A 9,028-nucleotide genomic window follows, 5' to 3' on the forward strand; every position below is an offset into this window, starting at 1 on the left:
CATCATGGTCTTCCCCACTCGTTAATCTGCGTGTGTAGATTTGTACTAAGCTGAAGCCGTAAACTCGCTGATACCCAAGAAACTTCAAATTCTGTTGATGTTATTTAGGTATAGCCAAGTTCATTCATATCATTAGTACACACGAACGATTTGCATTGAGCTTACCTGATGATGACATCGTCAATTAAGCTCGATGGTAACAAAAAGCCCAGTTTTTCTGGGTTTTTTGTCGTCTGAAGCGCCTACTCCCATTGTTACTTCCCAATCAAAAGCAGCATCATGGTCTTCCGTGCTGGTTAATCTGCGTGTGTAGACTTGTACTAAGCTGAAGCTGTAAATTCGCTGATACCCAAGAAACTTCAAATCCTGTTGATGTTATTTAGGTATAGCCAAGTTCATTCATATCATTAGTACACACGAACCACTTGCATTGAGCTTACCTGATGATTATTTAGTGGTTAGGCTTGGTAGCTCTAAATGCGCAATGGTCTTAGGGATTCGGAATATCATTATGACAACAAAAAACCCAGCTATGCTGGGTTTTTATGAGCGCTATAGAGAAGGTAACCTAATACTACTTATGCCGACACGGCTTCAGTTTGATACTCAAAAGACAGTTTATTGTCCTTCACAGTTACTTTCACAGTACCACCATCAGACAAATGGCCGAACAATATTTCGTTCGCAAGTGGCTTTTTCAAGTTATCTTGAATAACTCTTGCCATCGGACGAGCTCCCATGGCTTTGTCATAGCCTAGATCTCCTAACCAATCTCTCGCTTGTGTTGTCAACTCTAGGTTGACTGACTTTTTATCAAGCTGAGCTTGTAGTTCGACGATAAACTTATCAACCACTTGCAAAATAACCTCTTTCTCAAGGTGATTAAACCAAATGATGTTATCCAACCGGTTTCTAAACTCTGGCGTGAACACTTTATTGATTTCTACCATCGCATCATGAGAGTAATCTTGCTGCTGGAATCCAATTGATTGACGAACCGTCTCTTGAACACCGGCATTTGTCGTCATCACCAGTACCACATTTCTAAAGTCTGCTTTGCGACCGTTGTTATCGGTCAAAGTACCATGGTCCATAACCTGCAACAGAATATTGTAGATATCAGGGTGAGCTTTCTCAATTTCGTCAAGTAATACGACTGCATGAGGGTGCTTTATGGCAGCTTCGGTCAATAACCCACCTTGCTCAAACCCAACATATCCAGGAGGAGCACCGATTAACCGGCTCACGGCATGACGCTCTGCATATTCTGACATATCAAAGCGTATAAACTCGATGCCCATACACTTAGCAAGTTGTTTGGTCACTTCAGTTTTACCCACTCCCGTAGGCCCTGCAAACAAGAACGAGCCAACTGGCTTGTCTTCATTAGCCAGACCTGAGCGAGACAATCGGATTGCTGACGTTAACGCATCAATAGATTCGTCTTGGCCAAATACCAACATTTTTAAATTGCGGTCTAGGTTTTTCAACGTTTCTTTATCGCTAGATGATACGCTTTGTTGAGGGATACGAGCCATCTTGGATACAATTGCTTCTATATCAGCAACACTGATTGTTTTTTTGCGTTTTGATGAAGGCTGTAACCTTTGGTTTGCACCAGCTTCATCGATAACGTCAATTGCTTTGTCGGGTAAATGACGTTCGTTAATGTACTTTGCACTAAGCTCAGCCGCAGCCTTCAGTGCTTTTTGAGTATAACGAATACCATGATGCTCCTCATAACGTTCTTTCAACCCGTTAAGTATCTTGGTGGTATCTTCTACACTAGGCTCAACAACATCAATTTTTTGGAAACGACGAACAAGCGCCCGGTCTTTCTCAAAAATGTTTTTAAACTCAGAGTAAGTAGTTGAACCCATACATCTTAGTTGCCCACTGGATAACAGTGGTTTAATTAGATTAGACGCGTCCATTACACCACCAGATGCGGCTCCTGCACCAATGATAGTGTGAATTTCGTCAATAAAGAGAATAGCGTGAGGTTTAGCCTGAAGCTCTTTAAGCAAGGCTTTAAAGCGCTTTTCAAAGTCTCCACGATATTTCGTTCCGGCTAGAAGTGCCCCCATATCCAATGAGTAAACTACAGCATCCGATATTACATCAGGTACCTGATTATTTACGATACGATACGCAAGTCCTTCAGCGATTGCCGTTTTACCGACACCAGCTTCTCCCACCAATAATGGGTTATTTTTCTTACGACGACACAGGACTTGAACCGTGCGCTCAACCTCCTCGTCACGCCCAACAAGCGGGTCTATTCGCCCCGATTCAGCTTGAACGTTAAGGTTAGAGGTAAAGTTTTCCAGTTTGGTTTTTTCTTCCTGCTGCATTTCACCGCTATCATCTTGCATCTCTTCGTGATCTTCTTGTTCTCCATCGTCCTCAATCTTTGAGATACCATGGCTGATAAAATTCACGATGTCTAAGCGGCTAACGTCCGATTTTTTAAGTAAATAGACTGCCTGACTTTCCTGTTCGGAAAAGATAGCGACGAGTACATTTACTCCTGTCACTTCAGAGCGGCCTGAAGATTGAACGTGGAATACGGCACGTTGAAGGACACGTTGGAAGCCAAGTGTCGGTTGAGTTTCTCTGTCTTCCTCTAAATCAGGAATAACAGGTGTCGTTTCATCAATAAACTCTGATAGCTCACGCTTCAGGCTAGTCATATCGACACCGCAAGCATCTAGCGCTTCACTAGCAGAAGGGTTATCGATCAATGCAAGTAATAAGTGCTCGACCGTCATAAATTCATGACGACGAGAACGAGCCTCACGAAACGCGGCGTTAAGAGTAAGTTCTAAGTCTTTGTTTAGCATTGGCAACCCCCAACAAGAAATTTATAGGTCATTCCTGCTCACAACTACAGAGCAGCGGATGCTCATTGTCACGAGCATATCGGTTTACCTGCTCAGCCTTTGTATTGGCAATATCAGCAGGGTACACTCCACATACCGCTTTTCCCTTGTGATGCACTTCAAGCATCACCTCAGTTGCTCTCTCGCTATCCATATTGAAGAATGTCGTCAATACCTCGACAACAAAATCCATGGGTGTGTAATCATCATTGTTTAAAATCACTTTATATTTTCGTGGTGGCTGAAGCTGCAGCTTCTGCTCTTCACGAACGGCGTCCAATACACCCGAATCTTTTGTCCCACTCATAATTAAATATAGTCTTGTCTTATATACTCAAGCAAATAGAATTGAGAAATAAATAAAATGTTAAAAAAAAGAGCAAAAAACTTGACTGCTTGCTCATATAAACTACAGTCTTACATGACTGTCTAATCTATGGGCAGTTTAGCAAAATTAAAAGAGTAGATTAACTTTAATTTAGTCAACTTATAGAAGGATGTAGAAGTATGGCTTGCGGAAAAGTCAAATGGTTCAACAACGCCAAAGGGTTTGGTTTCATCGTAGAAGACGGCAGTGACGAAGATATCTTTGCGCATTACTCAACGATTGTAATGGATGGATACAAGACGCTTAAAGCTGGTCAGGATGTATCATTCGAGCTACAAGAAGGCCCTAAAGGGCTTCACGCTACCAACATTTCTCCTATTACGGAAGATGTTGTGTAAGACGTGGTAGTTTTTGGCTAAAGCGGGTTACATTCGTGCTCGCTTATTCCCCCCAAATTTTAACTAATCTTTCTTCACTTCATGCTGATACGCACTCACTTTTGTCCTAATTGTTATAACTTTTCACTTTTATACTTTAAATTTAATAATTAGCCCCCATATGCAAACATTGTTAGACTAAAGCACGGTTGCAAAGCGCAATAAAGGTTGGTTAGATATTCTTATTTAAAGTGTAAAGCCTTACTCTAAAAACTGAGGCAAGTAACAATATCTAACAAACCTGCTAACGTAACGCTAACTAGCTCACAGTTGTGTGGGCAGTTACTAAAGCCTCTATATCTATAATTGTTTTTGTTTTCAATTTACCGGTTGGTAAATAGGTTAGAAGCTTAGAAATCGCGTTGCTTAGTCCTAATAGCAATTGTTGAACGGCGCAAGCCCACAACTATCTAGGAATGATGATGACATCGAAAATTATCTACACCAAAACAGATGAAGCACCAGCACTAGCCACTTATTCGCTCCTGCCAATCATCCAAGCATTCACCAAGCCTGCAAATATCGAAGTAGAAACTCGCGATATTTCTCTTGCAGGACGCATCATTGCAACTTTCCCTGAATATTTAAAAGAAGAACAACGCATTGGTGATGCGCTAGCGGAATTAGGCGAACTTGCAAAGACGCCTGAAGCAAACATCATCAAATTACCAAACATCAGTGCGTCTATTCCACAGCTTCGTGCTGCAATCAAAGAATTGCAGGCAAAAGGCTACGCGTTACCTGACTACCCTTCAGAGCCTAAAACGGACGAAGAAAAAGACATTAAGGCGCGTTACGATAAAATTAAAGGCAGTGCTGTAAACCCTGTACTTCGTGAAGGTAACTCTGACCGCCGCGCTCCTACTTCTGTAAAAGGTTATGCGCGTAAAAACCCACATTCGATGGGTGCTTGGTCAAAAGACTCACAATCTTATGTAGCTTCAATGACTGACGGTGATTTTTTTGGTTCTGAGCAATCTGTAACTGTTAACGAAGCAACAGATGTGCGTATTGAGCACGTATCGGCCAATGGCGAGGTAACCGTATTAAAGCAAAGCACTCCACTTCTTGCAGGTGAAATTATTGATGCTTCACGTATGAGTGCCAGTGCACTACGCGAATTTCTTGCGGCACAAGTACAAGAAGCAAAAGATAAAGGTGTATTGTTCTCGCTGCATATGAAAGCGACGATGATGAAGGTATCTGATCCAATTATCTTTGGCCATGCTGTTAAGGTTTTCTATAAAGACGTATTTGAGAAGCATGCAGCGACATTTGCTGAAATCGGCGTTGACGCTAGCAATGGTATTGGTGACGTTTACGCTAAAATTGACTCTCTTGATGACGCAAAGCGCCAAGAGATTGAAGCAGATCTGAACGCAGTATATGAAACTGCGCCTGATATCGCGATGGTTGACTCTGACCGTGGTATTACTAACTTGCATGTTCCAAGTGATGTCATCATTGACGCGTCAATGCCTGCAGCAATTCGCTCTAGTGGTCAAATGTGGAATGCTGAAGGTAAACAACAAGACACCGCTTTTGTAATTCCTGATCGCTGTTACTCAGGCGTTTACAGTGCGACTATCGACTTCTGTAAAGAGCATGGTGCTTTTGATCCTCGCACTATGGGCACGATTCCAAACGTTGGCCTAATGGCTCAAAAAGCAGAAGAATACGGCTCACACGACAAAACCTTTGAAGCGCCTTCTGCGGGTACAATTCGTGTCGTTGATACAGCTGGTAATACGTTACTTGAGCACACTGTTGAAGAAGGTGACATCTGGCGCATGTGTCAGGTCAAAGACGCACCAATTAAAGACTGGGTTAAACTTGCCGTGAATCGCGCTCGTGCAACCAATACACCTGCTGTATTTTGGTTAAATGAAAACCGTGCACACGATGCAGAGCTAATCAAAAAGGTCAACGCGTATCTTCCAGAGCATGACACAAATGGTCTTGAGATCTTGATCAAAGCACCTGTCGATGCGACTCTTTTCTCCCTTGAGCGTATGAAAAAAGGAGAAGACACGATTTCTGTAACAGGTAACGTACTACGTGACTACCTAACAGATCTTTTCCCTATTCTTGAGCTTGGTACAAGTGCAAAAATGCTATCTATCGTACCACTAATGAATGGCGGCGGTTTATTCGAAACAGGGGCCGGTGGTTCTGCACCAAAGCATGTTCAACAATTCGAAAAAGAAAACCACTTACGCTGGGATTCTCTAGGTGAGTTCCTAGCAACTGCGGCTTCTTTTGAGCACTTAAGTCAAACAACAGGTAATGCTAAGGCGCAAGTTTTAGCTGATACTTTGGATGCAGCGACAGCTAAATTCCTTGACGAGAACAAGTCTCCTTCACGTAAAGTGAAAGAGCTGGATAACCGTGGTAGCCACTTCTATCTGGCGATGTACTGGGCGCAGGAACTTGCAGCGCAAGACCAAGATACTGAGCTTAAAGCCAAATTTGAAAATATAGCTAGCGAGCTGACTGCTAAAGAAACCGAAATTGTTGCAGCATTGAACGAAGTTCAAGGTGTGTCAATGGATGTTGGCGGATATTACCAGCCAGAGGACGACAAAGCATTTGCAGCAATGCGTCCGTCATCTGTATTCAACGATATTTTAGCTTCGCTTTAATGTTTAGTTAAACCACTAAAGGCGGCCAAAAGGCCGCTTTTTTGCTTTTGGGCGACACATTTGCTCAATTGCGTTAATATACTGCTTTTCGTGAAGACTAGGAATATGGCGATGAGCACAAGTAATAGAGCCAGCAAATCAAACTCCAGAGCACCGCAAAGAAAAAAACCCCCTTTTCTTCAACGGTCTAAATCACGAAAGCCCCCGGTTAACCAAAGGCCGTTAAAGCCAACACTGCCGCCAGAGCAAGTCAAAGTAGTATTGTTTAACAAACCTTTTGATGTATTGTGTCAATTCACTGACGATCAAAACCGTAAAACCCTAGCCGACTTTATTGATATTAAAGATGTTTATGCTGCAGGTCGCTTAGACCGAGACAGCGAAGGGTTATTATTACTCACTAACTGCGGTAAGTTACAAAATAAACTGACCGCACCTAAGAAATCGACCTATAAAACATATTGGGTTCAAGTCGAAGGCATCCCCTCCAATGATAACCTTGACGCCTTGAGAAATGGAGTGGAATTAAAAGACGGGCCGACCTTGCCTGCCAAAGTAGAGGTAATAACTGAACCTGATATCTGGCCAAGAAACCCGCCTATTCGTGAGCGTAAGAATATCCCCACTACGTGGCTGTCAATCTCAATCACAGAGGGCCGTAATCGCCAAGTGCGAAGGATGACTGCACATATAGGCCATCCGACGCTCAGACTGATCCGTGCCCAAATCGGATCATACAGCTTGGGCAATTTAAAAAATGGTGAATATAAGGTGGTTTAGCACATTGCACTTAGTGCTTTAACACCTACCACGGGCACTTCACAGACGTGCAATTTGAAGAGATTTAAGTATAATAAGCGCTTTCTTACTGAGCATTAAGATTAATAGCAAAATTATGAGCGATAATAGTCACATTAAAGTTATCGTCGGAATGTCCGGCGGTGTTGATTCTTCCGTATCTGCCTACCTTTTAAAACAGCAAGGATACCAGGTCGAAGGCCTGTTTATGAAAAACTGGGAAGAAGATGACAATGATGAGTATTGTGCTGCAGCTGAAGATCTAAAAGATGCTCAGGCAGTTTGTGACAAGCTAGGCATTGAACTACACACCGTCAACTTTGCCGCCGAGTACTGGGATAATGTGTTCGAACACTTCCTTGAAGAATACAAGGCGGGTCGTACGCCAAACCCAGACATCATGTGTAATAAAGAAATCAAATTTAAAGCATTTTTACAATTTGCCGCTGAAGCACTTGGCGCTGACTATATTGCGACAGGACATTACGTCCGACGAGCCGAGCGCGATGGTAAATTCGCTATGTTGCGTGGGGAAGACGAGAACAAAGACCAAAGCTATTTTCTTTACACGCTAAGTCATGAGCATATTGCGCAAACGCTTTTCCCTGTAGGTGAAATCGCTAAACCAGAAGTGCGCAAAATTGCGGAAGAACAAGGCTTAATCACACATGATAAAAAAGACTCAACCGGTATTTGTTTTATTGGTGAACGCAAATTTAAAGACTTTCTTGCGAAGTTTTTACCAGCGCAACCTGGTGTGATTGAGGATTGTGAAGGTAATCATGTTGGTGAGCACGAAGGCTTGATGTACCACACGCTCGGTCAGCGCAAAGGCTTATTAATTGGCGGTTCAAAAGAAGGCAATGGTGAACCTTGGTATGTAGTAGACAAGGACATTGAAAGAAATGTTCTGGTTGTAGGTCAAGGAAAGAATCACCCTCGCCTATTCAGTAACGGTTTAAATGCTAATCAACTACACTGGGTTGACCGAGTAGGTCCCCAAGGTACGACACGTTGCACCGTAAAAACACGATATCGACAAACCGATATTCCATGTACGCTTTTAGTCGGTCAAGACGGCATGGCTCGCGTGCTATTTGATGAGCCACAAAAAGCGGTTACACCAGGACAATCGGCAGTATTCTATGCCGATGACGTATGCCTTGGTGGCGGGATCATTGAATCGGTAATTAAGTAATGCAAAATCAATCTGTAATGCCTTTGGCCGCAATGTGCCAAATCAGTAAACTGGTACAAAAATGTGCCCGCTACGGGACATTTAATGATAACGAAGTAGAAGGCTTTCTAAAGAGCATTATTAATACCGCCCCCGAGCGACCTGAAGATGTTTATCCAGATAAATTTGCAATTAAAGCTGGATGTAAAACACTGGTTGAGCAGCTTTCTGCGGGCGGTGAGAAAGACGTTGAAATGGTTAAATACGTTGGCGCGATGATGCAACTGGAGAGAGTGTTAACAAACGACAGTAAATCACTCAACTTATTGGCACAAAAAATTGAACAGGTAGAGCGTCAACTTCTACACTTTGACATCTATGAAAGTCAAATCATTGCTTCCCTTGCCGATATATACGGACAAGTTATCAGCCCCTTAGGCCCTAAAATCCAAGTATTTGGCAAGCCTGAATTATTAAAACAACCTGCTACGCAACAAAAAATCCGAGCATTACTGCTGGCAGGGATCCGCAGTGCTGTATTGTGGCGTCAACTCGRTGGAAAACGTCGTCACTTCTTCTTTGCGAAGAAAAAAATCATCAGCGCGGCAAAGAGTTATTTGTAAATTCGTAGTGGCGCCAAAGCCACTCTAAAAGTATCGTTCAAAACAAACAGTTAGGAGTTATTATGGAGCTTTCAGCGTTAACCGCTATCTCTCCTGTGGATGGTCGCTATGGTAGCAAGACTAAAGAACTGAGAAGTATCT

At 42.8% G+C, this 9,028-nt stretch carries 7 protein-coding genes; 5 read left to right on the forward strand and 2 right to left on the reverse strand.

Annotation, left to right across the window (positions count from 1 at the left end; all coding sequences use genetic code 11):
• Positions 1-578 precede the first annotated feature (578 nt).
• Positions 579-2,843, reverse strand: a complete 2,265-nt coding sequence (gene clpA, locus EAG18_RS21725; protein WP_125254437.1) for an ATP-dependent Clp protease ATP-binding subunit ClpA — start codon at positions 2,841-2,843, stop codon at positions 579-581.
• 28 nt (positions 2,844-2,871) lie between these two features.
• Positions 2,872-3,189, reverse strand: a complete 318-nt coding sequence (clpS, locus tag EAG18_RS21730) for an ATP-dependent Clp protease adapter ClpS (protein WP_125254438.1) — start codon at positions 3,187-3,189, stop codon at positions 2,872-2,874.
• A 200-nt stretch (positions 3,190-3,389) separates the two neighbouring features.
• On the opposite strand from clpS, the gene cspD reads away from it, so the two are divergent.
• From cspD to hflD, 5 genes are all read left to right on the forward strand, one after another.
• Positions 3,390-3,608, forward strand: a complete 219-nt coding sequence (gene cspD / locus EAG18_RS21735) for a cold shock domain-containing protein CspD (protein WP_125254439.1) — start codon at positions 3,390-3,392, stop codon at positions 3,606-3,608.
• A gap of 461 nt (positions 3,609-4,069) precedes the next feature.
• Positions 4,070-6,289 carry an NADP-dependent isocitrate dehydrogenase gene (locus EAG18_RS21740; RefSeq protein ID WP_125254440.1) on the forward strand — a complete coding sequence of 740 codons (2,220 nt, stop codon included), beginning with the start codon at positions 4,070-4,072 and terminating at the stop codon, positions 6,287-6,289.
• 111 nt (positions 6,290-6,400) lie between these two features.
• Positions 6,401-7,069 (forward strand): pseudouridine synthase, encoded by a 669-nt coding sequence (locus EAG18_RS21745; protein ID WP_125254441.1) that lies wholly within the window; start codon positions 6,401-6,403, stop codon positions 7,067-7,069.
• Between the two features lie 115 nt (positions 7,070-7,184).
• On the forward strand, positions 7,185-8,285 hold the full coding sequence (gene mnmA / locus EAG18_RS21750) for a tRNA 2-thiouridine(34) synthase MnmA (protein ID WP_125254442.1): 1,101 nt from the start codon (positions 7,185-7,187) through the stop codon (positions 8,283-8,285).
• A complete protein-coding gene (gene hflD / locus EAG18_RS21755) occupies positions 8,285-8,887 on the forward strand; it encodes a high frequency lysogenization protein HflD (RefSeq protein ID WP_125254443.1) in 603 nt (200 codons plus the stop codon). The genes mnmA and hflD overlap by 1 nt, the downstream gene beginning before the upstream one ends.
• Positions 8,888-9,028: the final 141 nt, after the last annotated feature.

This window comes from Pseudoalteromonas sp. J010 (assembly GCF_003934235.1).
GTDB classification, from domain to species: Bacteria; Pseudomonadota; Gammaproteobacteria; order Enterobacterales; family Alteromonadaceae; genus Pseudoalteromonas; species Pseudoalteromonas peptidolytica.